24 protein-coding genes are annotated in these 24,808 nt (G+C 54.2%); 4 read left to right on the top strand and 20 right to left on the bottom strand.

Annotated features, from left to right (window positions below):
* Nucleotides 1–100: 100 nt before the first annotated feature.
* From rpsB to ABD920_RS11460, 5 genes are all read right to left on the bottom strand, one after another.
* Nucleotides 101–868 carry a 30S ribosomal protein S2 gene (gene rpsB, locus ABD920_RS11480; protein ID WP_345159131.1) on the bottom strand — a complete coding sequence of 256 codons (768 nt, stop codon included), beginning with the start codon at nucleotides 866–868 and terminating at the stop codon, nucleotides 101–103.
* Between the two features lie 21 nt (nucleotides 869–889).
* Nucleotides 890–1,276: a 30S ribosomal protein S9 gene (gene rpsI, locus ABD920_RS11475; RefSeq protein WP_345159130.1), complete on the bottom strand. Its 387-nt coding sequence runs from the start codon at nucleotides 1,274–1,276 to the stop codon at nucleotides 890–892.
* Nucleotides 1,277–1,280: 4 nt separating this feature from the next.
* Complete coding sequence (gene rplM / locus ABD920_RS11470) at nucleotides 1,281–1,730, bottom strand: 50S ribosomal protein L13 (protein WP_161890047.1); 450 nt, start codon at nucleotides 1,728–1,730, stop codon at nucleotides 1,281–1,283.
* A gap of 229 nt (nucleotides 1,731–1,959) precedes the next feature.
* On the bottom strand, nucleotides 1,960–3,387 hold the full coding sequence (locus tag ABD920_RS11465; protein WP_345159125.1) for a M56 family metallopeptidase: 1,428 nt from the start codon (nucleotides 3,385–3,387) through the stop codon (nucleotides 1,960–1,962).
* A gap of 1 nt (nucleotide 3,388) precedes the next feature.
* Nucleotides 3,389–3,754, bottom strand: coding sequence for a BlaI/MecI/CopY family transcriptional regulator (locus tag ABD920_RS11460; protein WP_345159123.1), 366 nt, complete (start codon nucleotides 3,752–3,754; stop codon nucleotides 3,389–3,391).
* A gap of 193 nt (nucleotides 3,755–3,947) precedes the next feature.
* On the opposite strand from ABD920_RS11460, the gene ABD920_RS11455 reads away from it, so the two are divergent.
* On the top strand, nucleotides 3,948–4,928 hold the full coding sequence (locus ABD920_RS11455; RefSeq protein ID WP_345159120.1) for an NAD(P)H-quinone oxidoreductase: 981 nt from the start codon (nucleotides 3,948–3,950) through the stop codon (nucleotides 4,926–4,928).
* A 239-nt stretch (nucleotides 4,929–5,167) separates the two neighbouring features.
* On the opposite strand, the gene ABD920_RS11450 is transcribed toward ABD920_RS11455, so the two are convergent.
* From ABD920_RS11450 to recA, 5 genes are all read right to left on the bottom strand, one after another.
* Nucleotides 5,168–5,887, bottom strand: a complete 720-nt coding sequence (locus ABD920_RS11450) for an RluA family pseudouridine synthase (protein ID WP_345159829.1) — start codon at nucleotides 5,885–5,887, stop codon at nucleotides 5,168–5,170.
* A gap of 293 nt (nucleotides 5,888–6,180) precedes the next feature.
* Nucleotides 6,181–7,218 (bottom strand): sensor histidine kinase, encoded by a 1,038-nt coding sequence (locus ABD920_RS11445; protein WP_345159119.1) that lies wholly within the window; start codon nucleotides 7,216–7,218, stop codon nucleotides 6,181–6,183.
* A gap of 3 nt (nucleotides 7,219–7,221) precedes the next feature.
* A complete protein-coding gene (locus tag ABD920_RS11440; protein WP_345159118.1) occupies nucleotides 7,222–7,911 on the bottom strand; it encodes a response regulator transcription factor in 690 nt (229 codons plus the stop codon).
* A 345-nt stretch (nucleotides 7,912–8,256) separates the two neighbouring features.
* Nucleotides 8,257–9,069: a DUF3108 domain-containing protein gene (locus tag ABD920_RS11435; protein WP_345159116.1), complete on the bottom strand. Its 813-nt coding sequence runs from the start codon at nucleotides 9,067–9,069 to the stop codon at nucleotides 8,257–8,259.
* Nucleotides 9,070–9,255: 186 nt separating this feature from the next.
* A complete protein-coding gene (gene recA, locus ABD920_RS11430; RefSeq protein WP_345159113.1) occupies nucleotides 9,256–10,314 on the bottom strand; it encodes a recombinase RecA in 1,059 nt (352 codons plus the stop codon).
* Between the two features lie 160 nt (nucleotides 10,315–10,474).
* Between recA and ABD920_RS11425 the strand changes: the two genes are divergently transcribed.
* Entirely contained in the window at nucleotides 10,475–11,626 is a 1,152-nt protein-coding gene (locus ABD920_RS11425; protein WP_345159111.1) for a hypothetical protein, read from the top strand.
* A gap of 34 nt (nucleotides 11,627–11,660) precedes the next feature.
* Here the strand turns inward: ABD920_RS11425 and ABD920_RS11420 are convergent, their stop codons facing one another.
* On the bottom strand, nucleotides 11,661–12,290 hold the full coding sequence (locus ABD920_RS11420; protein WP_345159109.1) for a GNAT family N-acetyltransferase: 630 nt from the start codon (nucleotides 12,288–12,290) through the stop codon (nucleotides 11,661–11,663).
* A 203-nt stretch (nucleotides 12,291–12,493) separates the two neighbouring features.
* Here ABD920_RS11420 and ABD920_RS11415 point away from each other — a divergent pair, with 203 nt between their 5' ends.
* Entirely contained in the window at nucleotides 12,494–12,661 is a 168-nt protein-coding gene (locus tag ABD920_RS11415) for an SDR family NAD(P)-dependent oxidoreductase (RefSeq protein WP_345159107.1), read from the top strand.
* 325 nt (nucleotides 12,662–12,986) lie between these two features.
* On the opposite strand, the gene ABD920_RS11410 is transcribed toward ABD920_RS11415, so the two are convergent.
* The 9 genes from ABD920_RS11410 to ABD920_RS11370 all read right to left on the bottom strand — a co-directional run bounded on the left by ABD920_RS11410 (nucleotide 12,987) and on the right by ABD920_RS11370 (nucleotide 23,978).
* Nucleotides 12,987–13,415: a hypothetical protein gene (locus ABD920_RS11410; RefSeq protein WP_345159105.1), complete on the bottom strand. Its 429-nt coding sequence runs from the start codon at nucleotides 13,413–13,415 to the stop codon at nucleotides 12,987–12,989.
* Nucleotides 13,416–13,606: 191 nt separating this feature from the next.
* Nucleotides 13,607–14,572, bottom strand: coding sequence for an AAA family ATPase (locus ABD920_RS11405; protein ID WP_345159103.1), 966 nt, complete (start codon nucleotides 14,570–14,572; stop codon nucleotides 13,607–13,609).
* Nucleotides 14,573–14,579: 7 nt separating this feature from the next.
* On the bottom strand, nucleotides 14,580–15,947 hold the full coding sequence (locus ABD920_RS11400) for a peptidylprolyl isomerase (RefSeq protein WP_345159101.1): 1,368 nt from the start codon (nucleotides 15,945–15,947) through the stop codon (nucleotides 14,580–14,582).
* A 177-nt stretch (nucleotides 15,948–16,124) separates the two neighbouring features.
* Complete coding sequence (locus ABD920_RS11395; protein WP_345159100.1) at nucleotides 16,125–18,440, bottom strand: peptidylprolyl isomerase; 2,316 nt, start codon at nucleotides 18,438–18,440, stop codon at nucleotides 16,125–16,127.
* A gap of 162 nt (nucleotides 18,441–18,602) precedes the next feature.
* Entirely contained in the window at nucleotides 18,603–19,016 is a 414-nt protein-coding gene (locus ABD920_RS11390; protein WP_345159098.1) for an ATP-binding protein, read from the bottom strand.
* Nucleotides 19,009–19,347, bottom strand: a complete 339-nt coding sequence (locus ABD920_RS11385) for an STAS domain-containing protein (RefSeq protein WP_345159097.1) — start codon at nucleotides 19,345–19,347, stop codon at nucleotides 19,009–19,011. Before ABD920_RS11385 ends, ABD920_RS11390 begins: the two co-directional genes overlap by 8 nt.
* 20 nt (nucleotides 19,348–19,367) lie before the next feature.
* A complete protein-coding gene (locus tag ABD920_RS11380) occupies nucleotides 19,368–21,464 on the bottom strand; it encodes a GAF domain-containing SpoIIE family protein phosphatase (protein WP_345159096.1) in 2,097 nt (698 codons plus the stop codon).
* Nucleotides 21,465–21,806: 342 nt separating this feature from the next.
* Nucleotides 21,807–23,276 (bottom strand): IMP dehydrogenase, encoded by a 1,470-nt coding sequence (guaB, locus tag ABD920_RS11375; protein WP_345159094.1) that lies wholly within the window; start codon nucleotides 23,274–23,276, stop codon nucleotides 21,807–21,809.
* Between the two features lie 384 nt (nucleotides 23,277–23,660).
* On the bottom strand, nucleotides 23,661–23,978 hold the full coding sequence (locus ABD920_RS11370) for a rhodanese-like domain-containing protein (protein ID WP_345159092.1): 318 nt from the start codon (nucleotides 23,976–23,978) through the stop codon (nucleotides 23,661–23,663).
* Nucleotides 23,979–24,108: 130 nt separating this feature from the next.
* On the opposite strand from ABD920_RS11370, the gene pnuC reads away from it, so the two are divergent.
* Complete coding sequence (gene pnuC, locus ABD920_RS11365; RefSeq protein WP_345159090.1) at nucleotides 24,109–24,735, top strand: nicotinamide riboside transporter PnuC; 627 nt, start codon at nucleotides 24,109–24,111, stop codon at nucleotides 24,733–24,735.
* Nucleotides 24,736–24,808: the final 73 nt, after the last annotated feature.

Here is a 24,808-nt window from a genome sequence, read left to right as displayed (position 1 = left end):
CAAGCCCTTGTCTTCTTCCTTACTCCCCTAAAACAAACTGAACATTGAAGCAGCTTTTGCCCAATGTTCAGTTTGGTATAGTGCAATATAAACTTCAGGCTTATTGCTCGTCAGCTTCCTGCTTTGCTTTGATGCCTTCTTCTTCAGAACGCTTGCGCTCCGTCTCCTCTTTGTCGACCTTACGCTCAGACAGGCCCTCTTCGATTGCCTTGCCTACCAGCGACACGATCAGGGATACTGACTTGGACGCATCGTCGTTTGCAGGGATCGGGAAGTCTACCAGCTCCGGGTTCGAGTTGGTGTCGCAGATCGCGAATACCGGCAGGTTCAGTTTCTGAGCCTCCTTTACCGCAATGTGCTCACGCTTTACGTCCACTACAAACAGTGCAGCAGGCAGGCGCGACAGGTCAGCGATACCACCCAACACGCGGTCAAGCTTCTCACGCTCACGGGAAAGCATCAGCTTCTCACGCTTTGCAAGGGCTTTCGACTGCTCCGGGTCTTTCATCATCTTGTCGATGGTCGACATCTTCTTCAGCGACTTGCGCACGGTGGCGAAGTTCGTCAGCATACCACCCAGCCAACGGTCGGTTACATAGGGCATCTTCAGGCGCTTTGCCTCTTCTGCCACAATTTCCTGCGCCTGCTTTTTGGTAGCTACGAATAAGATTTTACGACCAGACTTGGCGATGTTCCTGATGGCGGCCGTAGCCTCATCAAGCGCAACCAGTGTTTTGTTCAGGTCAATGATATGAATTCCGTTCTTCTCCATGAAGATGTACGGAGCCATTTTCGGATCCCACTTGCGGGTAAGGTGGCCAAAATGAACACCTGCCTCAAGTAATTCTTTATAATTAGTACTTGCCATGTTGTTGATACACCTAAAATATTAACGTTTACTGAACTGGAATGAACGACGTGCTTTGCGCTTACCGAACTTCTTACGCTCTACCATGCGTGGGTCACGCGTGATGAAGCCTTCCTTGCGGAGAGCCGGTTTCGTTTCGGCGTTTTCAACTACCAGTGCTTTAGAGATAGCAAGTCTAAGTGCTTCAGCCTGGCCGCTTACACCACCACCTTTTAGATTGGCTTTTATATCGTATTTGCCAATGAGATCCAAGGTTTTGAACGGCTGATTCACAATAGTTTGAAGTACTTCGCTCGGGAAGTAATTCTTGATATCTCTACCGTTAATAGTGATATTCCCTTGCCCGGCCGTCATGTAGATACGAGCCACCGAGGTTTTTCTTCTACCAGATGTATTGATAACTTCCATTAAATTAAATATTGAGGGTTAGTTCTTTTGGTTGCTGTGCGGCATAAGGATGCTCGCTTCCAGCAAATACATGCAGATTGCGGAACAGCTCGCTGCCCAATCTGTTTTTTGGCAACATGCCGCGTACTGCGCGCTCTACTAACAGGGTAGACGATTTCGCTTTCAGCTCGCGTGGAGAAGTCCGCTTCTGACCGCCTGGGTAACCAGTGTGTGTCAGGTAGTACTTCTGGTCCCACTTGCGACCTGTAAAGCGCGTGTCATCAGCATTGATGATGATCACATTGTCTCCGCAGTCAACATGAGGAGTGTACGAAGGCTTGTGTTTGCCCTTCAGGATCTTGGCAACTTCCGATGCCACACGACCCAGGCTTCCTTGCCCGGCATCCACAATCACCCAGCCTTTGTTGGCTGACTGCTTGTTGAGGTACTGGGTTTTGTAACTTAAATGGTCCATTCTTGGTGGTTGTAAGCGATTTATTTATTTAATTATCTATTCTTCAAGTCTTTGAAAAATGGACACAAAGATAGAAGTTAATATTTGTATATGCAACAGATGCTTTAGAAATATACTGTGTAACAGGTAAATAGTAGGGGCAGCCGGAGGATATATAAACCAGGACAAAAGCAGAGGGGCTGAGGAATCACTTGTTCCTTCAGCCCCTCTATTAGCTATACAGGTTACTTTACTTGTTGTCTTTCCTCACGGGCGGAGGCGGAGGCGGAAGAACCGGCAACATCCCGTACTTCGCTTCAGCAGCGGCTACGCTCTTGCTGTCGCTCATATCATAGGTCTCCGATTCGCCGGATTGCAAATAAATGATCACCTCATTCATCCTATTGCCCGTCCAGCCAAGCTGTCTTACCGCCGTGTTTCGCTTCAGAAAAGCCTTGTAATCTGCCGGCAGGTTTGCTGCATCCGGTATATAGAGCGGGTCGGGCACGGATGGCGGCGGGGGCGGCAGGAGCTTTTTGTTAAACTGCAGCACCTCCGGAGAATTCTGGTTTTTCTTGGTGGTGACCGCAATCACTCCGTTGGCTGCCCTGTCTACAAACACCTTGGTAGCGCTTTCGCCTTTCAGCACATTCACGCTGTGGATTTCTTCCGGGTCTAACTGCTCCACCGCCTCGCTTGTCGCTTCCTTCCCATCAATATAGTAGATCGCAGTGGTATCCAACGCGCTTGCTTGGGTGGCGCCCTGTTCCTTTGCTGCAGCAGCGGTATCGGCAGGCGAGGCTGTCTCTGCCCCTTCTTCGCTGCAGGCTGCAAACAGTAGTGGGGCTGCCACAAGCGGTACAAGCACGGCATATCGGGCGACATGCAGCAGGGAAGACTGTTTTTTGTTCATCATGGCAATGCGTTTTTTTAGTTGTAGAAAATTGAATTGTGTGGCAATGGCTGGCTCCGGGGCACCCACCACTTTCAGGAGCAGGTACTGGTACGCTTTCCGGTCCATGCCGGTGCGCACCACGTGCTGGTCGGCGATGAACTCCAGGTTCTCTTTGACGGCATTTTTAAGAAGCCACGCGCCCGGGTTGAACCAGTAAAAGACGGTGCTCCACTCTGCCAGCAGCACGTCCAGCGTGTGCCAGCCTGTTACATGCACCTGCTCATGCCGCAGAATCGACTCCAGTTCTTCCGGCGAATGCTGTGCCGGATTCAGGTAAATGGTCTGCCAGAAGGAGAAGGCCTGGGTTATATGCCTGGTTCGTCGGAAGCCGATGCCCTTGTGGTTTCCGGGCGCAGAGGCAGCATGGATCCTGTGAAGCGATACAAGCTGCAGCAACAACCTGATGGCCATGATGCCGGTGCCAAGCCAGAACCCAAACAGGGGGATATCCCAGGGGTCTAACGCCGGCGCGTGTGCAGGCGCCGCGGTTGCTGTAACCCAAGCGGGCAGCGTTCCCATATAAGTGCTGGCTAGTTCCTGGTGCTGGCGGAATAGCCCCGAAACATCGATCAGAGGGTAGAGCGCTGCGAACAGAATGCCGAACACCAGGAAGAGGCGGTTCAGGTGGTAGAACGTGAGTCTGCGCAACGCCACATGGTAGGCCATGTAGAACAGCGCCAGCGCCACATTCGCTTTCAGCAGGTAGAGGATCAAGGCTGGCATGTCATTCTGCTTTCCTGTTCTCGATCATGTCTATAATCTCCTTCAACTCCTCTGCGCTGATTTTCTGGTCCCTGGCAAAAAACGCCACCAGTTCCTTATAGGAGTTTTTAAAATAGTCTCCCACAAAGCCTTTCATAAAGCGCTTTTTATAATCTTCCGCATGGATGAGCGGCGCGTAGCGGTAGGTGTTTCCCAGTTTCTCGCTCGAGAGATACCCTTTTTTCTCCAGGTTCTTGACCGTGGAGGCCAGCGTGGTATAGGGCGGCTTCGGCTCCGGCAGTTTCTCCAGAAAGTCTTTGATGAAGCCGCCGTCCTGTGCCCATATCACCAGCATGGCCTCCTCTTCTTGCTGCGTTAGCTTTTCCATAGTTCTACGATGTTTTCGTATAGTTACGAAATGTTCGTAGTAATAGCTATGGGAATTGTCTTTATTTTAAATTTCTTTTTACAAACAGGTTGATTCAGGGACCTGACGGGGGATTATCTCAGGAGGCTCTATATAGAAATATCCTTCTTGCATGCTCTTGCGTCTTACATTCTATATACCTAAAGCGAACAGGATGAAAGCGATACTTGTGAAACAACCGGGCGGCCCGGAGCAGCTGGTGCTGGGGGAGCACGAGCAACCCTTGCCCGGCCCTTCTGAATTGCTGGTGCGGGTGCACGCCACCGCCCTGAACCGGGCCGACACGCTGCAGCGACAGGGCAAGTACCCGCCACCTAAAGGCGCGAGCCCGCTGTTGGGGCTCGAGATCGCCGGCGTGGTGGAAGAGGCGGGCATCCGCTGCACGCGGTTTAAGAATGGCGATGAGGTGTTTGGCCTGCTGCCCGGCGGCGGATACGCCGAGTACGCGATCATCCAGGAGGATATGGCCTTGCCTGTGCCGGCAAACCTGACGATGGAAGAGGCCGCTGCCATCCCCGAAGTGTTCCTGACGGCATACCAGGCGCTGGTGTGGCTGGGCAGGCTGCAGGCCGGGGAGCGGGTGCTGGTGCATGCCGGGGCAAGCGGGGTGGGCACGGCGGCCATCCAGCTGGCGCGGGCGCTGCAGGCCGAGGTGCTGGTCACGGCCTCGGAGCAAAAACTGCAGGCCTGCCTGGACCTGGGGGCGCACCGGGCCATTAATTACAAGGAAGTGCCTTTTGAGGACGAGGTGCTGGCCCACACCAACAGCGAAGGCGTGGACGTGATCGTGGATTTTATCGGCGGCCCGTACTTCAACGCCAACATCGAGTGCCTGCGCCTGGATGGGCGGCTGGTGCTGCTGGCGACCTTAGGCAGCGGCAAAGTAGAAGCCTTTGATCTGCGTAAAGTGCTGGCAAAGCGCCTGCACATCATGGGCTCCACGCTGCGCTCTCGCACCCGCGGCTACCAGGCGCAGCTAACAGAGGAGATGTGGGCCTTTGCCAAACCGCATTTCGAGAGCGGCCGCATCAAGCCCGTGATCGATTCCGTCTTCGACTGGCAGCAGGTGGCGGAGGCGCACCGGTATATGGAGCAGAACAGGAACATTGGCAAAATTGTGCTGCGGGTCAGCTAACACCACTAAACCGATCCGGTGCAAAAGCCACTGCGCCTTATCTCTCCAATTTATATATACGAAGGGAGACACTCAGAAGCCTGTAGTCCGTTTGGTCAGCGTGAGAAACCTGTGCCATATAAGCTTCTCCTCCCGTTGACCAGGACGATGCACAGCTGGTCGTTTATATATAGGTGCAGGCGCTTTTGTTATATGGCAAGGGGAAAGGATCAACTTTGGTGAAGCGAGCGCCTCAGGCCTTACGAGTTCACCCGAAGCTGCTTCACGAGCACGGCGAAATCCTTCGGGTAAGGCGCTTCCACTTTCACGGGCTCCCCGTTGAGCAGCACAAAGCCCAGGTTAAACGAGTGCAGGGCGAAGCGCTTGATAAGCGGCAGTTCCTCTGTTTGCTCCTTCAGGTTGTAGGCCTTTTTGCGCTTCAGGCTGCTGAGGTACAGTTTCTCCCCGCCATATAGCTCATCGTTCACGATGGGGGCCTGCAGGTAGGCGAGGTGCACGCGTATCTGGTGCAGGCGGCCCGTTACCGGGAGGCACTCCACCAGCGTGTGCCGGCTAAAGTTTTCCAGGGTATTGAAATAAGTCTCTGCTGGCTTGCCCTGCGGGGTGAGTTTGGCGACTCCTTTCGCGCTTGTCGCGATGGAGCGGTTTACCAGCTGCTCCTCAAACGTATGGTTTCCCCAAACCACCGCATGGTACACTTTATATACCTCGCGCGCCTCGAATTGCATGGCCAGGTGGCGGTACGCTGCCGCGTTTTTAGCAAAAGCCAGGCAGCCGGAGGTGTCTTTGTCCAGGCGGTGGCAGGCCTGCAGTTCCGGGTTATACTGGCGGGCAATCTTGAGCAGGTTGGTGGAGTTGGGGGTGCGGTCCTCCAGCGTCGACAGGAACGGAGGCTTGTTTACAACAATATAATCCTCATTCTCAAATATAATCAGGTCTTCAAAAACCGGGTATTTCATGTGCTGCTGCGCTTTGATCAGGCACGGCTCTATAAACTGCTGTGCGTCCTGCAAAGGTACGCTTTTTTGATTGTTGATTGTCAGTTGCTAATTGCTGATTGTCAGTTGTCGATTGTTGAGATTAAGTCGTTAAATGGATGAATGGTTCTATGGTTAAAGCGCCAGCCATATATGATTTATATATCGGAGTTAAGCAGGATATATAATTTCATAAGCGAAAAGAACTGTATATACCTCTGCTCATCAATAAGAACATGCCAAAGCAATCAACAATTAACAATCAAACACCCAAATCAATCCTTCGCCTTTTGCAGTTTGAAGCGGATGGTGGTGCCTTTGCCGATCTCGCTTTTAACGGAGATAAAGGAGCGGTGCGCCTCCACGATGTGTTTGCAGATGGCCAGGCCGAGGCCGGTGCTGGTGGTGTCGCGGGCGCGGCTCTTGTCGATGCGGTAGAAGCGCTCGAAGATGCGGTTGATGTGCTCCAGGGCAATGCCCTTGCCGTCGTCTTTCACGGTGATGGTGTACTTTTTGCGGCCCTCGTTAAAGTCGACCCAGATGTTGCCGCCTTTGTGGCCGTACTTGATGGCATTGTCGAGGAGGTTGGTGAACACCTGCCGGATGCGGTTGGGGTCCGCGAACAGCAGGACCTTCTCGTCTGGCGGGGTCTCTAAATGGAACGTGATCTCGTGCTGCGCGGCCTTTTGCTCCAGTTGCTCGAACACTTCCCGCACCAGCGGCACCACATCAAAGTTGCGCTTCTGCATTTTCACCACGCCTTTCTCAAACTGCGAGATGCTGATCAGGTCCTGCACGAGCACATCCAGGCCATCCAGGCTCTTGGCCGCTTTCAGCAGGAACTTGTCGCGCACGTTCGGGTCGTCCATGGCGCCGTCCAGCAAGGTGTGGATGAAGCCCTGCGCCGCAAAAATCGGGGTTTTCAGCTCATGCGACACATCGGCCAGGAACTCGCTGCGCATGGCCTGCAACTGCTTCAGCTCGTCTATCTCCTGCTGCTTCCGCTCGGCAATCAGGTAAATGTCCTCTTTTATTTTCCGGAGCGGGTCAGCGGTAAACGTCGATTTGCTCTCTACTTTCTTGAAGTCCTGGCGCCTCAGCTTGTCCAGGCTAGAGTACACGTTTTTCACCTCCCTGAAAACCAGCGCCTCGTATGAAAAATGCACCAGTATAAAGCAGCTGATAAACACCAGCACCAGCGCCACCAGCAGGCCCTGGGACGAGAAGTAACTGGCTAAAGCAAGAAAGGCGGTGAGCACAAAAGCTACCGCCAGGGAGATGAAAAAAGCAAGCGTACGCGAGTTGAAATTCATGCACTAGTCATTGTTGAACTTGTAGCCGACGCCTTTGATGGTTTTGATGTTCTCTTCCCCGATTTTCTCCCGCACTTTCCGCACGTGCACGTCCACTGTCCGGGCAATCACATACACGTCGGTGCCCCACACATTGTTAAGGAGCTCCTCGCGGCTGAACACCTTGTTGGGCGTGGCCGCCAGGAACGACAGCAGCTCGAATTCCTTTTTGGGAAGTGTGATTTTGGTGTCGCCTTTATATACGGCAAAGCTGGTGCGGTCTATGCGCAGATCGCCTACCTCTATCACTTTGTTTTCCTCTTCCTGCAGCGCATCGCGCCGGGTAAAGGCCGCCAGCCGGCTAAGCAGCGCCCTCGGTTTGATGGGTTTGGTGATAAAGTCGTCGGCGCCGGCCTCGAAGGCGGCCACTTCGGAGAACTCTTCGGAACGGGCCGTCAGGAAAATGATGTGTGTGTTGCGGAACTCGTCCATCTCGCGCAGCTGGCGGCAGGCGGCCACGCCGTCCAGCACCGGCATCATCACATCCATCAGGATAATGTCCGGCTTCACGGCTTTTGCCACTTCAATGGCTTTGCTGCCGTTTCCCGCCTCCGATACCTCATACCCCTCACGTGTCAGGTTGTACTGTAGCATCTCCACGATGTCCGGATCGTCGTCTACTACCAATATCTTATAGTGTGTTGCAGTTTGCACGTTACAGTAGAATTAGCGTTGAATGGGACCGGCGCAGGCAGCTTAAATGGATATGCTATAGCAAGTAGCCTAAAGTGCTTTTATATGCTGCATATACCAGCTGCTCTACCTGATTCCGATGTAAATATATCACTCCTGCCTGCAATAAATTATCTCTTAATTAAATCATAATGTTTTGTTAACACAGGCCCTGAGTCGCATCGGCACAGGGAGCAACGGCTGAATTTTGCTTGCTGCATTGGCGCCTTCCTATTATATATTTCGCTGTTCTATATAACTGCAAAAGCTGCGTTTTGTCTGCGTGCCGCCTTATAAGTAAAAAAGCCGGCTGTGCAGCCGGCTTTTTTACTTCTGCGCGATCAGCGCTGTCTTGTGTTTCAGGTTCTTGTACTCGTAGAGGTTCACGTTTACAGAGCCGACAAACATCTCGGCCTGTATCAGCACTGGTATTTTGTTTTTGTCGTCGGAGAGGTACACAGTGATGGCGTCCTCGCCTTTAAACAGCTTGTTGTTTGGCATCCGGGGCACCAGTTTGATGGCCCGGATGTCTCCTGCCTTGGTGCTCACCACCTCGCGGCCTTTGTAGGTCACCTGCATGTCAAAGCTCTCCTCGTCGAAAAAGCCCCGCACGTTTATCTTGTCGCCCACACGCATCTTGTCATAGTCGAAGGTGCGCAGGTAGTAGAAGCCGCTCACGATATCCTGCGCGTTATCCGGCACCTTAAAGTTTTCTGTGTGCTTTGGCTTGTTCTTTTTCTTTTTCTCTACAAATGCCGTGTTTTGGTAATGGTCAAAGTCCACTGTCTCGCGCTTGCGGTAGTTGCCTTCCTCAATGTTGCGGAACGAGCGCTGCGGCACGATGGCGGCGGTGTCTATATAGGACTGCCAGGTGTCCCGTATCCGGATGAACAGATCGAAGGAGCTGTTGGTCTTGCCGGTAACGGTGGCGCGGTAGCAGGGTCTGTCGTTGATGCGGTGCAGGTTTGGGGCGATGTCTATCACAGCCTCTGCCGCCGTTATGGGGCCATAATGCACTTTGTACTTCAGGACTTCTCCTGAAGAGAAACTCTCATTCGGAATGCTGCGCATCCGGTCCTTTGTGGCAAAGGCAGCCAGTATCAGTGTCAGTATAAGGAGCCCGGGGAAAAACTTTTTCATAATGCCTTCAGTTGCGGATGAGTCTAATGCTTAGACTTTACGCTATTCAAGTTTTGTACCAACTGTGTCGTGTTGGCTTAAGGTAAACATACTTTAGGTGCCAATCAATTCAAAAATAAATAAAAAAGGGCGCTGTATTACTACAACGCCCTTCTCCGGATACTATTTTAGGTTCGCGAATAATGTTCATTCAGCATCCTCTGCGGCAGCGGCGGCAGAGTCGTCCAGCACGGCGGCCACTTTTGCCGGCTCGCCTTTCACGATGGCCCTGATCTTGGCTTCTATCTCCTCCATCAGTTCGGGGTTGTCGAGCAGGATCTGCTTCACGCCATCACGGCCCTGGCCCAGCCTGTTGCCATCGTAAGAGAACCAGGAGCCTGACTTGTTCACGATGTTCAGGTCCACGCCCAGGTCAAGGATCTCGCCTACTTTGGAGATGCCCTCGCCGTACATGATGTCAAATTCCACCACCTTGAAAGGAGGCGCCACTTTGTTCTTCACCACTTTCACGCGGGTGCGGTTACCGGTAATGTTGTCAGCGCTCTCCTTGATCTGGCCGATACGCCGGATATCCAAACGCACGGAGGCGTAGAACTTCAGCGCGTTACCGCCTGTGGTTGTCTCCGGGTTTCCGAACATCACCCCGATCTTCTCGCGCAACTGGTTGATGAAGATACAGGTACAGCCGGTTTTGTTGATGGTACCCGTCAGCTTGCGCAGTGCCTGCGACATCAGGCGGGCCTGCAGACCCATCTTGCTGTCTCCCATGTCGCCTTCCAGTTCGCCTTTCGGCACCAGGGCGGCAACAGAGTCAATTACGATGATATCGATAGCGCCGGAGCGGATCAGGTGGTCCGCAATCTCCAGGGCCTGCTCCCCGTTGTCAGGCTGCGAGATCAGGAGGTTGTCTATGTCAATGCCAAGTTTCTGGGCATAGGTCTTGTCAAAAGCGTGCTCCGCATCGATGAACGCCGCCAGGCCGCCTTTCTTCTGTGCCTCGGCAATGCAGTGCATGGTAAGCGTGGTCTTACCGGAGGATTCCGGCCCGTAGATCTCCACGACACGGCCACGTGGCAAACCGCCGATACCTAAAGCAATATCAAGCCCAAGCGAGCCGGTAGATATGGCAGGTATGTCTTCCACCTTGTTATCGCTCAACCTCATGACAGTGCCCTTGCCATAAGTTTTGTCAAGCTTGTCCATGGTCAGCTGTAGCGCTTTAAGTTTTTCGTTGCTTACACTCATGTGTTTTTCTTATTTAGCTTTATATTGAAGGTGAAATTACTACTTTCGGAGCCAACTTGCAAAAAAGTAGACAGGAATTTTGCTAATTTTTTTAGCTGGTTAACGCCATCTGATTACAACAACCTCCTGCTGCTTTTTGTGCCATCTGTTATGCTTTTTTATGGGCCTCGCCAGACTTTTATTTCTGTGTTTTTTCCTGATATATAGCCTCTTTGCCCATGCCCAGCTAAGCAACCGCGCCTTGCGCCACTCCATACCGGTAAATGCCAGCGATGCTAATGAAATTAGGATTGGTGTGCAGGCTTTGGGCTTCTCCAGGAACAACGAATACTTCAATAAGATTGCCGACGGCTACACGTTTTTCGGCTACCACCTCAACCCGAAACTCATTTACTACCCGGCTCCGTTTGTGCGCCTCGAGGCGGGTATTTTCCTGTGGAAGGACTTCGGCAGTTCCGGCTACCAGGACATAGCGCCCACCTTCACCGCCAAGATTCAGAAGGAAAACTGGGCGCTGCTGTTCGGGACGCTGGAGGGCAACCTGAACCATGGCTATATAGAGCCACTGTATGATTTCGAGCGCGTGATCACGAACCGGCTCGAGAACGGCCTGCAATATCAACTCAACACGCACGCGGTGGCGCTGGACGCATGGCTCGACTGGAACCATATGCTGTATAGGGGGGAGGAAGACCAGGAAAAGGTAAACGGCGGGGCTGCGCTGAACTTCCTGCTGCTGGAGCGGCAGGGCCGGAAGAACCTGGACGACACGCTGCGGCTGTCGTTGCCCGTGCAGTTCACGGCCCAGCACCAAGGCGGCCAGATAGACGCCTCCGACCTGCCGCTCACCACAGTGGCCAACGCAGCGGTGGGGTTTGGGCTGGAGAAGGTATATAACCGGAAGGTGCTGCACCGGCTTTACACCAGCAACTATATAGTCGGCTTCAAGGATTTCTCGAACGAGTACCAGCTGCCATACCGGCAGGGGCACGGAATTTACCTGAACATGGGGGCAGACACGAAATACCAGGATTTTATGCTTAGCTACTGGCAGGGCGACGGCTATATATCCGAGTTGGGAGGGAAGCTCTACCAGTCGGCGTCCACCACCTACAAGTACCCGGGTTACGTGCAGGAGGAGCGCCGCCTCCTGATCCTACGCCTGATGAAAGACATCGAGATCATCGAAAACCTGCACCTGACGCTGCGCCTGGAGCCTGTGGTAGACCTCGACAACCCAAAACTGGAGTTCTCCAACGCCTTCTACCTTACTTTCGACACAGAGTTTTTTGTGGCCAGGCCACGGAGGTAAAGCGAAGTCCGATAGCAACTCCGGCTATATATAATCAGGCCAGCGCCTCAGAGTTGGCCTGTTCCTGCTGCTGCGCCTGCTCAAAATCATGGCGCGTGATGCCGTAGTAGCTGAGGTCCAGCAGTTCGTCCGAGTCGGTGCCCCGGTAGTCGTTGCGGAACAGGCCCTCCTTCAGAAAGCCGCTTTCTTCCGCCAGCTCGCCGTACGCTAAGTTCGCGTTGGTGCAGCGCATATATACCTTGTTCATCCTGAGCGCGCCGAAAGCAAACTGAAGCACCGCCTGCAAGGCTTCTTTGGCCAAATGCCTGCTGCCGGGCCACTCGTTGAAGTAAAGGGCTACCTCTGCCTTCGGGATGCTGCGTTCCAGGTTCTTCAGAGCAATGTTGCCTATATAGGCGTCTCCTTCTTTCTGCCACACGCCAAAGTCGAAGGTGCGGCGGTTGTCCCACTCCGTGCGAAGCTGCCGGACCTGTACCCGCGCATCCTCCAGTGCCCGCACCCGTGCCAGGCGGTCCGCAAAGGCAGGGTTCAGGTATTCCGGGTTTTCCTTGAGCAGGTGCATGAAGTCCCCCTCGTCGCCCTCCTGGTAAGGCCGGAGGATAAGATGCGCTGTATCCAGTTGCTCCTCGAAGGAGCCGGGTGACGTGTTGTATAAAAAATTCATAGGCTGCTTCTTTTAAGGGTTGAGGTGTAGGTTATATATAAACTATATATAAATGTGCGGGGCGCTGTAGTCTAACATACGCGAACCACCGGAAAATGTATTTAAGCCCCGCGGCTGCGGCGCATGCGTTAACTGTGCGGGAGCGTTTGCCGTTAATACAAACTACCTGAGCACCAAAATAACCTATTAAAACTGAAAACAAAATGGGAAACAGACTTGAAGGGAAAGTAGCCATCGTGACGGGCGGTGGCTCCGGTATCGGCGAGGCCATCGCAAAGAAGTTCGCCAAGGAGGGAGCCAGCGTGGTGGTGGCCGGCCTGCCCGAAGACCCGGTGGAAGACGTGGCAAAAAGCAGGCGGAAGAAGACCTGAACCTCGAACACTCCAATGGCAGCCATATCTCCATCCGGAAGTAAAATGGCAAGGAGGATAAATTCGGGGCTATATATTGTATGTAGCTCCGAACATATTATGTATAGCTATATAACGCCGTTTGCTATATATAAGACCGGGTGGTCGTCGATGACTGAAAACCTGTCCTTCTCAGGAAGGAAATAAATTACTCTTGCAGAAATTCCTCTCCTGGCAAGTGCAGTGCAGCTTCAACGGTGCCATTGAAGCTATATATAATAAATACAGCCGCTGCCCCGAAAGGCAGCGGCTGTATTTATTATACCGCAATCGAAGCGATGTAAATTTACGCGTTCAGGTACGGGTAGTTAAAGTGCTTCGGGCTGTGCAGTTGCTGCTGGGCCATCATCACCTCCAGGGTGTGCGCCGTTTCCTTGAAGTACTCCAGCCGGCGGTACAGCATCTCTTTCTGCAGCACAATGCCCGTGGCGGTTCTCATATAGGCTTTCTTGTCTTCCAGCACGCGGTGCATCACGTCATTTACCTGCGTCTCGTTCTGAAGGTACCACTGCTGGAAGTCCTGCAGCCGCTTCGCTCCCGGCGTATCCGACCTGAAATCCAGCCCGTGCAGGCGCAGCACGTCGGCCAGCAGGTCTATCTCCAGCGGAATAGAGGTGTTGTAAGGCATCGTGCCTGTTTCCAGTTTGCTGTTGAGGATGCCGACCACGGTGGCCAGGTTCTCTTTAAAGCGAAAGAATAAAGCAGCCGCTTCCATATATATAAAGGGGTAGGGTGATATATAAATTACGGTGCAAAAGTACACCGATTTGAGTTACATGCAATGTGCCGTGGATGAATGGCTGGATTGCTAAATTGTTAAAATGGCTTAATTGTTAAATGGTTGATTTGTTGTTTTTCAAATTTTCTGATCCAACCATCTAGCCATCCAGCCATTTAACTATTTAATCAAAGCAACTCCTGGATGATGCGCTCCACGGTAACGCCCTCTGCCTCGGCTTTGAAGTTGCGCACAATGCGGTGGCGGAGAATCGGGAAAGCGACGGCCTGCACGTCCTCAATGTCGGGGCTGTACTTGCCGTTGAGCAGGGCATTGCATTTGGCGCCCACAATCAGGTGCTGCGAGGCCCTCGGCCCTGCGCCCCACTCCAGGTACTGGTTTGCCTGCGAAGAAGCCATCGGCATGTTGGGGCGGGTCTGGTGCACCAGCTTTACGGCATACTCCACCACGTTGTCTACCACCGGCACGCGGCGCACCAACTGCTGAAAGGCAATGATGTCATCGGCATGCAGGATCCTGTTCAGGCTGCTGACCGCGGCGCCCGTCGTGTTCTTCACGATCTGCAACTCCGACTCGTAGCTGGGGTAGTCCAGTGTGATGTTGAACATGAAGCGGTCGAGCTGCGCCTCCGGAAGGGGATAGGTGCCTTCCTGCTCAATCGGGTTTTGGGTGGCCAGCACAAAGAAGGGCCTTGGCAGGCTATACCGGTGGCCTGCCACCGTTACTGCGTGCTCCTGCATGGCCTCCAGCAGCGCCGCCTGCGTCTTGGGCGGGGTGCGGTTAATCTCGTCGGCCAGCACGATGTTGGCGAACACCGGGCCTGTGATGAACTTGAAGTTGCGGTCTTTGTCCAGCGTCTCCGCCCCGACGATGTCGGAGGGCATCAGGTCGGGCGTGAACTGCACCCGGTTGAAGCTCATGTCCAGGGAGGACGCGATGGTATGGATCAGGAGCGTTTTGGCAAGCCCCGGAACGCCCACCAGCAGGCAGTGCCCCTGACAAAAAACAGCTGTAAGTACTAACCGTACTACTTCCTCCTGCCCTACAATCACTTTCGAGATTTCGGAAGTGAGTTCCTTATATACGTGGTAGAGCGCGTCGGCTGCTTCTTTGTCGGAGGTAAACTGCTTCATAGTCTGGTTATTGCATGAGTTGCTGGAGACCACCGCAATCCTGGTACTCCGGATCAATTTCGATAAACACGGTCCCGAGGTTTTTACGGAACCAGGCGTCTACAGCCTTGCTGCGCTTCTCGGCCAGTGCGGCGTTCGAGATGCGCTGGTAATCATCCTGCAGGTTGGCCAGGTGCGGCTTCGACTTCCCTTTCAGGTAGATGATCCGCACAGCCTCTTTGCCATCCGCCGTTGTAAACGGGATCGGTCTTGTTATCTCGTCCACCTCCATGGTGTCGATCACGAAGAAGATGGCCGGGTCCACCTGGTCCATGGATATATAGTTACTGCCCGAGGCGCCGTTCTTCATCATCCCGCCATTGTCTTTGGTGACTTTGTCATCGGAGAAGTCTTTGGCTGCCTGCGCAAACGTAATGCTGTCGTTCAGGATCAGGGTCCGAATGCTGTCTAACTCAGCCACCGCCTCCTGCACGTCCACTGTGGCTGTGGCAGGCTTGATGAGGATATGGCGGGTGTTGAACTCCTGCCCGCGGCGCTCGATCAGCTGAATCAGGTGAAAGCCGAACTGCGACTCCACCACATTGGAGATACCGCCCGGCTCCAGGCGCATGGAGGCTGCCTCGTACTCCGGCACCAGCTCTTTCTTCTTGAAGAAACCCAACTCCCCGCCGGCCTGCGCCGAGCCTGGGTCTTGGGAGTACTGCTTCGCCAGCGTGGCAAAATCCTCACCGGCCAGTATACGCTTGCGCAGTGCCTCCAGTTGCTCCCGGGCCGCCTGCTTCTGCGTCTTGCTGATGGTGGCGAATTTCACGATCTGGCCAAGCTCCACTTCGCTCGAGAAGTAAGGCAGGCTGTCCGTCGGAATGTCGTTGAAGTATTTCCGGATCTCCTTGGGGGTTACGGTTACTTTGCCCGTGATCTCCTCCTGCATCCGCTCCATCACCATCTGCTCGCGCACCGTGCGGCGCAGGTCCTCTTTCAGCTGGTTGATGCTTTTGTTGTAGTACTGCTCCAGGCGCTCCACGCCGCCTACCTGGCTGGCAAGGTACTGGATGCGGCGGTCGAGCTGGTCTGCCACCAGCGCTTCCTCCACCACGATAGAGTCTATCTCGGCGCGGGCCAGCAACAGCTTGTCCTGCAGGAGCGACCGGAATATCTCGCACTTCAGCTCCTCGTTGGGCTGCTGCTTCGACTGCTGCAGGTACTGCAGGTAGCCAAACTCCACGTCGGAACGCAGGATAACGTGGTTATCTACCTTCGCGATAATGCCATCCACCTTGCGCTGCACCGGGGCCTGGGCATACGCAGAGGATGTGAAAGCCAGGAGGCAGATGACCGCAAAGGCTGTTTTGGCAAAAGATGATATATTTTTCAAAATGGTAACAATTGATATGGACACGTGCGCTTATAGCCTGTTTAAACTTTGTCCGGGAAAGCGCCATTTTGCGGCGCTGGATAAAGTTTTCGCAGGCCCTTAAGCCAAACGCACAATTTACTGCTTTATTCTGACTTAAGCCGTATATGCGGCTGCAAAAAAGGGGCCAGACGGATGTTACTGCTTCACCATCTTATCCACTTCCTCCTGCCGCACGCTCACAGGATACTTCTCGCGCAGCTGGTCTACCCATTGCTGCTCGAGGTAGTTCTGGTAATCAGAGATCGCGAGGCCGCGCACTTCGTGGAGTTCTTTGTAGGCAGGCTCCAGCACATCCTCAATAATCACGAGATACTCCCTGCCATTCTGCTGAAGGCTATAGGTTCCTTTCTCCCATTTCAAAGAGTCCAGGACCTTGTTTTCGCCCTTCTGGAACTTCTTCTCCGTAATCTGCACGCCGAGCGGGTTTTTGCTCTCAGCATTTAGCTTATCGGCGAGGGCGCCCAGCTCTGTGGTATGAAGCGTGAAGGACACGCGGCGGTTACGGCGGCGGCCGGTCTCTGTGTTATCGGGGCCAGCCTGCTCTTTTTGCCCCAGGCTGTGCGTGCTGAGCCGGGAGGCCGGTATGCCCTGAGCCGCCAGATAAGCAGCGGCCTTTTCGGCACGGAGAATTGCCAGTTTCTTGCTGGCTTTGGCTTCGCGGGCGTCTGCATGGCCTTTTATATCCACTGTCAGGCTTTCGTTTCCCTTCAGCAGCCCGGCCAGTTCATTTAGCTTGGCGGTGCCTTCCGGCGTCAGCGTCGCCTTGTTCTGCTCAAACAGGATATCGGTCAGGCGGGCGAAGTTAACGGGGTAGCGGCGATTGCTCAGTTGCTGCCGTGCCTGCTCCAGCAGTTTTTCGTTGGCGGCGCTTATCACCGTAGCCTGCACACGCGGCCCCCACTTGTACTTCTCCCTGTTCTGCTCGAAAAAGGCTTTTAGCCCCACGGAGTCCTCGATCGCTTTCGCCCACACTTTCTCATCCATCATCTGGAACAGCAGGATACCGTCGTGGTACTCCTGCACCAGCATCCTGAAGTCGGGGTGCTTGTTCTCCAGGTTGGCCTTTTCGTACTCCATCAGGCTTTTGTCCACGTAGGCATCGTAGAGCAGGCGCATGGCATGGGCGGCGGTGCCGCTGGCGCGTGGCTGCTGTGCCTTGTGCGCATATTGCCAGAAGCTGCCCACAGTGTAAGGCTTGCCCTGTATGGTGAACAACGTCTGCTCCTGCGCTTTGTCCGTCTCGTCATACGCCCATTTACCCTGCAGTAACTCCTCGGTGGCTTTGGCGATGGCGGCGGCTTTCGCCTCCTCATTCTCCTGAAACGCGTTCTCCCCCTTGATGCGCTTCATGAAAGCCGTTTTGTTCAGCTCTGAGCGGGAGTCTTTCGCTATCTTGTTGCGCAGGTTCTGCTCCATTTCCTCGAAAGGCAGCAGCCCGCGTTTCTCGATCAGTTTGATAATGTGCCAGCCATAGGGCGTGAGCACCGGCTCCGCCACATCGCCCGGGTTCTGCAGGCCAAAGGCGGCGTCCTCGAAAGAAGGGATCATGCGCCCCGTGCCAAACCAGGGGAGCTCTCCGCCGTTGTTGGCCGAGTTCGCATCCTCCGAGAACTCAGCGGCCAGTTTGTCCCAGTCCTCGTTCCGCTGCACGCGTTTATATATGGCGTCCACGCGCTGCTTTGCTGCCAGCGAATCGGCTTTGGGGATGCCCGGGGTGGCCCGCACCATAATGTGCGCCACCTGTACCTCGCCCTTTGCCTGCCGCTTGTCGTTTACCTTCACGAGGTGATAGCCGAAGCGCGTGCGCACCGGCATCGACACCTCGCCCACCGGGGTTTTATAGGCGGCGTCCTCAAACGGATAAACCATCTGCAGGGCCGTGAAGTAGCCCAGGTTCCCCTTGTTGTCAGCGGCAGACGGGTCCTGAGAGTTTTCCTGGGCCAGCTTGCCGAAATCCTCACCGGCTAGTGCCCGCCTGCGCAGGTCCATGGCGCGGTTGTAGGCGGCCAGGGTGTCTTCCGGGGCAGCGTCAGGGGCCATGCTGATGAGGATGTGCGAGGCGTTCACCTCCTGCTTCATGCGTTCATATGCCTCCTGCACCAGCTTGTCTGTCACGCTCTTCTCCGTCAGGTAGGGCTGTGCCAGCTGCTCCTTGTAGCCTTCCAGCTCGCGCTTAAACGCCGTGGTGGTGTCCAGTCCCTTGCTCTCCGCCTCCATCACCTTCAGCTTGAAGTTGGTGTACAGGTTCAGGTAGTCGGTGATGCTCTGGCGGGTGTAGGCGTCTTCGTTGCCGCTGTTGTTCTTGTCGTACACATAGCGGAACTCCGAGATAGAAACAGGCTGGGTGCCAAGGGTGGCGATGGCGGGTTCTTGACTGTCGTTCTTCTTGGTTGCGGTGCAGCCGGCTATCAGCAGGGCTGCCGCCGCAACAAGTAAGGGATTGCTGCGCATAGGTTATTTTAAGACAAAATCTTTCTTTCGCTGACCGGGATCAGATCATGCAATTTTAGTTAATTTTTCTGACAGATAAGTCAAAAAGCATAACCATAATCCAATAGCAAATGGTTTCGTTCCCGATAACGGATAATGCGCTGGTATAGTGTGCGGTTGGCTTTATTTGATCTTCTTAAACAGCAGGCAGGTGTTGTGGGATCCGTTGCTGCTGAACTCCACTTTGTCCATAATGCGGTTGACGAGCGCGATGCCCACCCCGCCTTTTTTGCCGAGCCGGATGTTCTCCTCTATGTCTGGCTCCTTGTAGTTAGAGCGCTCAAAGGCCAGGCCCTCGTCTGAGATCTCGAACTTAAGCGTATCGTCCTTTACCCGGATGATCTGGACGACAATATATTTCTTGGGGTCTTCGTGGTTGGCGTGGATAATCAGGTTGGCGCATATCTCATCCACGGCCAGCACAATCTGGTTCAGCAGGATGTCGGAAAGGGATAGGGCGCGCAGGTACTCCGTGACAAAGTCGCGTATTAACTTCAGGTTCTTCTTCGTACAGTTTACCCGAATGGAGTTATTCATTGGCAATACTCCTTGCTTCCTCGTAATCCGTTACGATCGTCATGAGCAGGTCGAGGCCGAGTATCTCGAACACGTTGCGCACCTTGTCCTGCATGTTGTAAAAAATCAGTTTGATGTGGGCGTCCTCGAAGCGCTGCAGGTGCGAGATAAACACCCCGAGGCCGGCGGAGGAGATATAGTGGAGATTCTTGCAATCGACCAGAATCTTGCTGTACTCCATTATTTCGGGGTCAGAGAGCTCTTCGTCCAGCATCACCGAGGAGCTGGCGTCCAGTTCACCATCAAGCGTCATGATGATGGTGTTTTCCTTGATTTCATGTGTTATTTTCATCGGCTTCCTTTACGGGTTTATCATTTGTTAGGTTCAACGGGTTTAAACTTAATCACCATCAGCGTCTGGTCGTCGTAGAGGTTGTCGGGGCCCGTAAAATCCTGCAGGTCGTTGATGATGGCGAACTTGATATCCTCCGCCTCCAGGTGGTACGTCTGCTGCAGCATATACTTCAACCGGTCTTCGCCGTATTCCTCGTTTTGGGAGTTGCGGGCCTCCACGATCCCATCCGTGTAGATCACCATCACATCGCTCGGGTTGTAGTCGTAGTACATCTCCCGAATATGGTTGGCGTAGCTCTTGTCCCGGATAATGCCGAGCCCCAGGCCGTCGGTCTGGAAGTAGAACACGTCATCCATCATGGCGTTGTAGTATAACGTATGACAGTGGCCGGCCCGTGCAAACATGAAGCCTTTCATGCTGTAATCGATGATATAAAGCGCCGAGGTGATAAAGGAGGTGCGCTCCAGGCACCGGCTCAGGGCGCTGTTGGCCTGCTTCATGAACTCGCTCGGGGCCATATCCTGCTGCATCAGGCCGTGGAAGATCCCCTTCATCTGGGCCATATGGAACGCGGCTGAGATACCCTTGCCCGACACGTCTCCGATGATGATGGCGATGCGCGACTCGCTCAGCTGCAGGAAGTCGTAAAAATCCCCGCCCACCTCTTTGGCCGCCACGGCATGCGTGCTTATCTCAAACCAGCTATCAACCGGAAAGTTTTTCGGGATCAGGCTTTCCTGCACCTGCGTGGCAATCTTCAGCTCCTCCTTGTAGCGCTCGTTCTGCAGCGACTCCGCCACCAGCCGCAGGTTCTCGATGGTGAGGATGGTCTGGCTGGTGAAGGTGCGCAGCACGTTCACGGTCTCGCGGTCAAAGCCCTGCTCGATGTCCTTGAGCAGGTACAGCACCCCGGCCAGGTGCTTCTTGGACTTGATGGGGAGGATGATGAGCGACTTCCAGGGCAGCATCAGGTCGCGGAAACCCGGGTTGCGGTTGAGGTTGTTGTTGATATAATCGATGTTGTGGATGTTGTAGGCCAGCAGCAGGTGCCGGATGCGCTTGATCTGGTCGTTGTTGACGTTGAGCATGTGCGTTACCTGCGGTTCGCTGTTGCGCACCAGCTCAAACCAGGCTGCGCTGGCATCGGAGGCTTTGATGGTGCTCTCGAACAGCATGTCATATACCTGCGCCTCGCTTTGCCCCTGCTGGATCGACTGGCTCAGGCGCTGGAAGTTCAGCAGGTCCTCGCTCTTCTGCTCAAACACGCTGGAGGTGGGCAGACTGAACAGCGACACCAGGAAAGCGGCCAGGGTATAGAAGCTCACAAACATCATGGCCAGCAGCAGGAAGCCCACGTTGGTGTAGTCGATCACCAGGTCCGGGTTGCCGGCCATGCCCCTGAAGAAGCGCAGGAAGATGTAGCAGCTCAGCAGGATGGCGCCCAGCAGCACCAGCGAGCGGCTCTTGTTGTTGAAGGTGAGGTAGGCCACCCACTTCAGGTTGGTGCAAAGGAAGAGGATGTAAAACCCCATCAGGGCCAGCAGCGGGAGAAAGATATAGCTGGTGTAGCGGAAGTTGAAGAGGGTGAGCAAAAGCGTGGCGCCCAGCAAAAGCTCAAACCAGTCCCAGGCGATCTGCAGGAACTTGTTCTTGTGGTAGAGCAGCAATTGCCGCCATATATAAAAGGCCTTCGCCAGGAACACCACCAGCAGGCCGAAGTTGATCTGGTACACCAGGTGCAGCAGCAACGGGGATTCCGTGTCGGCGTAGTTGGTCATCACCCTGTAGGCCAGGAAAAGGGCCACGCTCAGGTAGGCCGCCACGGCTGCTTTCGAGAACAGGTTCCAGAGGTAGCCGATGAAGTCGATGCCCTTCAGGGCATCGGTGCTCAGGCGCTGGAAAAGGAAAACAGCCACGATGAACACAACGATCAGCAGGTTGTTGATAAAGGGCAGCGAAATCCTGGCCGTGCCCTCCTGCCGCAGGCTTTCAGCCGACAGCAAGACGTTTGCTAACAGCAGAGCCCAACTGACGACAGCAGAAGTAACCAGTAAAGATTTCGCATTCGTCTTGTAAAGCATAAAACGGGTCTCCCCTGTCTTGTTTTCCTGCAACAGGATATGGCTACTTTTTGATGTAATATTAGTGAAAGGTAATAATTTTTTCTGCTCTTTGGCCAAGGTGTAAGATAGAGTTAGGAAAACCAACTTGCATAACGTAAAACGAAAGAAGGAGGTTAGCTTGTGCCAACCCGCTTCTTCCGCATTATATATGGCCGCTGACGGTGTAAAGAGGCACAGGATCTTCCAGGGTAGCTAATAGCGGGACAATTGCCCGTTGCTCCACACTTCTTTAACGGAAGCTGCCCTGGTCAACCCATATATGTATATGTCAGCCACGTGCCCTCATATACACATATGGGTTGACCAGGGGAAGGTGCCTTGGGAATGGGATGCCTAGCGGCTGTAGTTCGGGGCCTCGCGCACAATCTGCACATCATGCGGATGGCTTTCGCGGAGACCGGCGCCCGTGATCTTCACCATCCTGGCTTCCTGCAGCCTCGCAATGTTGGGCGTGCCGCAGTAACCCATGCCGGCGCGTATGCCGCCTGCCAGCTGGTAAATCACTTCCTGCACCAGTCCTTTGAAAGGCACGCGCCCTACGATGCCTTCCGGCACCAGCTTTTTGGCGTTCGTCTCGTTGCTCTGGAAGTAGCGGTCTTTCGAGCCTTCCTCCATTGCCTCCACGGAGCCCATGCCGCGGTATGTCTTAAACTTGCGTCCCTCGTACAGGATCATCTCGCCCGGGGCTTCCTCCGTGCCTGCCAGCAGCGACCCGATCATCACGGTGCTCGCCCCGCCGGCCAGCGCCTTTACGATATCGCCCGAGAACTTGATGCCTCCGTCCGCAATAACCGGAATGCCCGTGCCCTGCAAGCCTCGCACGGCCTCCATCACAGCCGTAAGCTGCGGCACCCCGATGCCCGCGATGACGCGGGTGGTGCAGATGGAGCCGGGGCCCACGCCCACTTTCACGGCATCGGCGCCTGCGTCGGCAAGCGCCCTTGCGCCCTCGGCTGTGGCGATGTTGCCGGCAATCAGGTCCACATCCGGGAAAAGGTCCTTAATTTTCCGGACAGCCTCCAGCACACCCTTTGAGTGGCCGTGCGCCGTGTCAATGCTGATCACATCCACGCCAGCCTCTACCAGCGCCTTCACGCGGTCCAGCACATCGGGCGTAACGCCAACGGCGGCCCCCACGCGCAGGCGGCCAAACTCATCTTTGCAGGCAAATGGCCTGTCTTTTTTCTTCAGGATGTCTTTATAGGTAATGAGGCCCACCAGCTTGCCTTCCTCATCCACCACCGGCAGTTTCTCGATCTTGTACTCCTGCAGGATGTCCTCGGCCTTCGACATGTCGGTGCCCTTTGCTGCCGTGATGAGGTTCTGGGTGGTCATGACCGACGACACGCCTTGCGTCAGGTCCTTCTCGAAGCGCAGGTCGCGGTTGGTGATGATGCCCGTCAGCTTGCCCGAATCATTGATGATCGGGATGCCGCCAATCTTGTTGTCGGTCATGATCTGCACGGCGTCGCCGAGGGTGGCGTTCTCGTTGAGCGTGATCGGGTCCAGGATCATGCCGCTCTCCGAGCGCTTCACCTTTCGCACCTGCTGCGCCTGCTTCTTGATCGACATGTTCTTGTGGATGATGCCGAGCCCGCCTTCCTGCGCCATCGCAATCGCCAGGTCAGCCTCTGTCACCGTGTCCATGGCCGCTGAAACAAGCGGGATGTTGATGCGGATATTGCGCGTAAGCTGCGAAGAAGTATCTGTTTGGTTGGGGAGTACCTCGGAGTAAGCCGGGAGGAGAAGCACGTCATCGTAGGTGAGCGCCTCAAATAAAATCTTAGACTGATCGGAGATCATGGCAAATAATTTAGGGGTTGTTATTTGCCGCGTAAAACTACGAAATTTTCTTTACAATAAGCTGCAAGGGGGTATATATATTTTAAGAGGCCGGCTGGGCCTTAATTGTTGATTGATAATTGTTAATTGGTGGATGAAGCATTTTTATATATAACTCGGCTTGATAGGAGACGCATGTTTAAATATAACCGGGGCTTATATATAACTTGCTATATGGGCTAGGTTTATATATAAAGTAATACATATTTTCGGGTCATATATAACTGCCATTTCTGTAGCTCTGCAGATGTTCATCGAAAGCTACGTTAGAGCATACTCAACGTCTATATAACATACAGCCGCCGTAACGGTATATAGCAATTAACAATAATCAATCAACAATCATCAATACGTCGGCATGGTGGGATCTATATGGGTGGCCCAGGCGTGGATGCCGCCTTTCAGGTTGAGGAGGTTGTCGTAGCCCAGGCGCTGCGTGAGGTAGTGGATTGCCTGGGCGCTCCGGAAGCCGTGGTGGCAGATCATCACGACCGGTATATCGCGGCGGATGCGGCTTGCCTGCTTCGGCAGCTCGCCCAGCGGAACAAGCTCGCCGCCCAGGTTGCACAGCTCAAACTCTGCCGGCTCGCGCACGTCCACCAACTGCAGGTTGGTGCTGCGCGACAACCGCTCCTTCAGTTCCTGTGCCGTGATCTCGTCCATGTTCTCTATGCTTCTTTCAGGTGTGAGGGTATCTGTTTAGCGCGACTACTTTCCAGTTTGTTTCGCGCAGCCCTCAAATTTAAGCAGCCGTTTGTTTACATCCCACGCCCCGCGCTTGTAAATTGCACCAATGGATATTCTGCAGAACATGACGGAGGCCTTGCGGGCCATGAACCTGATCGAGCTGGTTGGCGTGCTGACGGGCATCGTGAATGTGTGGCTGGCGGCCCGGCAGAACATATGGACGTGGCCTGTGGGGCTGGTGAGCGTGAGCATGTACGTGCTGGTGTTTTACGATGCCCGCCTGTATGCCGACATGGGCCTCAACGCCTTTTATTTTGTCACGAGCCTGTACGGCTGGTATATATGGCTGTACGGCGGCAAGAACCACAGCGAGCGAAAGGTCGGGCACGTGCGCAGGAAAGAACTCGCGGTGCTGCTCGGGCTGGGGGCCGTGTTCACGGTAGGGCTGGGTTACTTCCTGGACAACTACACCAATGCAGACCTCTCTTACGCCGATGCCGGCACCACCGCTATCAGCCTGATCGGGTACTGGATGATGGCCAAAAAGCAACTGGAGAACTGGCTTGTGTGGCTGGTGGTGGATGTGCTGTATGTGGGGATATATTTTTATAAAGAGCTGTATCTCACAAGTTTCCTCTACTTTGTGTTTCTGCTGCTGTGCGTCAAAGGCTACCGCGACTGGCAAAAGGATTTACAGGTCCGGAGGCCTGCAGCTGTAGAAGCTGGTGCATAATACTACAATTTCGTCTTTTTGTGAAAGTCCCGAAGCAGCCGCATCTCGTACATGTTAGCAGATACTGTTTCTG

Origin of the sequence: Pontibacter saemangeumensis (genome assembly GCF_039541895.1) — a bacterium.
Taxonomy (GTDB): domain Bacteria; phylum Bacteroidota; class Bacteroidia; order Cytophagales; family Hymenobacteraceae; genus Pontibacter; species Pontibacter saemangeumensis.
The sequence above is the reverse complement of the archived record's forward strand: the minus strand, read 5'-3'. Positions and strand labels throughout refer to the sequence as shown.

Coding starts and splice junctions, on each gene's coding strand:
- ABD920_RS11370 (WP_345159092.1), bottom strand. CDS start 23,978: ATGGACGAGATCACGGCACAGGAACTGAAGGAGCGGTTGTCGCGCAGC.
- ABD920_RS11420 (WP_345159109.1), bottom strand. CDS start 12,290: ATGAATTTTTTATACAACACGTCACCCGGCTCCTTCGAGGAGCAACTG.
- ABD920_RS11405 (WP_345159103.1), bottom strand. CDS start 14,572: ATGAAGCAGTTTACCTCCGACAAAGAAGCAGCCGACGCGCTCTACCAC.
- ABD920_RS11435 (WP_345159116.1), bottom strand. CDS start 9,069: ATGAAAAAGTTTTTCCCCGGGCTCCTTATACTGACACTGATACTGGCT.
- ABD920_RS11390 (WP_345159098.1), bottom strand. CDS start 19,016: ATGAATAACTCCATTCGGGTAAACTGTACGAAGAAGAACCTGAAGTTA.
- ABD920_RS11450 (WP_345159829.1), bottom strand. CDS start 5,887: ATGAAATACCCGGTTTTTGAAGACCTGATTATATTTGAGAATGAGGAT.
- ABD920_RS11445 (WP_345159119.1), bottom strand. CDS start 7,218: ATGAATTTCAACTCGCGTACGCTTGCTTTTTTCATCTCCCTGGCGGTA.
- ABD920_RS11395 (WP_345159100.1), bottom strand. CDS start 18,440: ATGCGCAGCAATCCCTTACTTGTTGCGGCGGCAGCCCTGCTGATAGCC.
- recA (WP_345159113.1), bottom strand. CDS start 10,314: ATGAGTGTAAGCAACGAAAAACTTAAAGCGCTACAGCTGACCATGGAC.
- ABD920_RS11425 (WP_345159111.1), top strand. CDS start 10,475: ATGGGCCTCGCCAGACTTTTATTTCTGTGTTTTTTCCTGATATATAGC.
- ABD920_RS11455 (WP_345159120.1), top strand. CDS start 3,948: ATGAAAGCGATACTTGTGAAACAACCGGGCGGCCCGGAGCAGCTGGTG.
- ABD920_RS11465 (WP_345159125.1), bottom strand. CDS start 3,387: ATGCCAGCCTTGATCCTCTACCTGCTGAAAGCGAATGTGGCGCTGGCG.
- pnuC (WP_345159090.1), top strand. CDS start 24,109: ATGGATATTCTGCAGAACATGACGGAGGCCTTGCGGGCCATGAACCTG.
- rpsB (WP_345159131.1), bottom strand. CDS start 868: ATGGCAAGTACTAATTATAAAGAATTACTTGAGGCAGGTGTTCATTTT.
- guaB (WP_345159094.1), bottom strand. CDS start 23,276: ATGATCTCCGATCAGTCTAAGATTTTATTTGAGGCGCTCACCTACGAT.
- ABD920_RS11415 (WP_345159107.1), top strand. CDS start 12,494: ATGGGAAACAGACTTGAAGGGAAAGTAGCCATCGTGACGGGCGGTGGC.
- ABD920_RS11385 (WP_345159097.1), bottom strand. CDS start 19,347: ATGAAAATAACACATGAAATCAAGGAAAACACCATCATCATGACGCTT.
- ABD920_RS11410 (WP_345159105.1), bottom strand. CDS start 13,415: ATGGAAGCGGCTGCTTTATTCTTTCGCTTTAAAGAGAACCTGGCCACC.
- ABD920_RS11460 (WP_345159123.1), bottom strand. CDS start 3,754: ATGGAAAAGCTAACGCAGCAAGAAGAGGAGGCCATGCTGGTGATATGG.
- rpsI (WP_345159130.1), bottom strand. CDS start 1,276: ATGGAAGTTATCAATACATCTGGTAGAAGAAAAACCTCGGTGGCTCGT.
- rplM (WP_161890047.1), bottom strand. CDS start 1,730: ATGGACCATTTAAGTTACAAAACCCAGTACCTCAACAAGCAGTCAGCC.